Genomic DNA, 565 nt, shown 5'->3' on the forward strand with positions numbered 1-565 from the left:
CAGGGGACAGGTTGATCGGTGTTTCGGGAGACATCTCACATGGCCCCGGGACTGGAGCTTGCGTCGCTTCCTCCCCGCGCCCTGCCGGGGTCGATACCAGCCGATCTCGAGGTCTTCGCGATCGGCGACGTGCATGGGCAGGCCGATCTGCTTGCAGGCTGCCTCGAGGAGATTGCGAGAACACCACGCGCCCCGGGGACCGAACGCCTCGTCGTCTTCCTCGGGGACATCATCGACCGCGGGCCGGACAGCCTCGGGGCGATCGACCTCGCGATGGACGCGGCCGAGCGTGCCCATGCCGCCAGGGCCGTTCTACTACCGGGAAATCATGAGCTTGCGCTGCTCGACGCGCTCGACGGGGATGATGAGGCGCTGTGGCTTGCGAACGGCGGCAAGACCGTGATGCGCGAGATCGACCCAGCATGGGAGCGCAGGCCATGGTCTCGGGCACGGAGGCGGCTCCGCGCAGCGATCCCCGACACCTACGTTGCCGCCATCCGGGCGGCGCCGTCGCATCTCCGGATCGGCGACCTGATCTGCGTGCATGCCGGGCTGGACCCGTGCA

The 565-nt window shown here is 68.5% G+C and carries 1 protein-coding gene; it reads left to right on the plus strand.

Going from position 1 to position 565, the window contains the following annotated elements:
• Positions 1-39: 39 nt before the first annotated feature.
• Positions 40-565 (plus strand): metallophosphoesterase (locus tag Q1B08_RS21650; RefSeq protein WP_299823500.1); only part of this gene is annotated, 526 nt, incomplete at its 3' end.

Origin of the sequence: uncultured Jannaschia sp. (assembly GCF_947494025.1) — a bacterium.
In the GTDB taxonomy this organism is placed as follows: domain Bacteria; phylum Pseudomonadota; class Alphaproteobacteria; order Rhodobacterales; family Rhodobacteraceae; genus Jannaschia.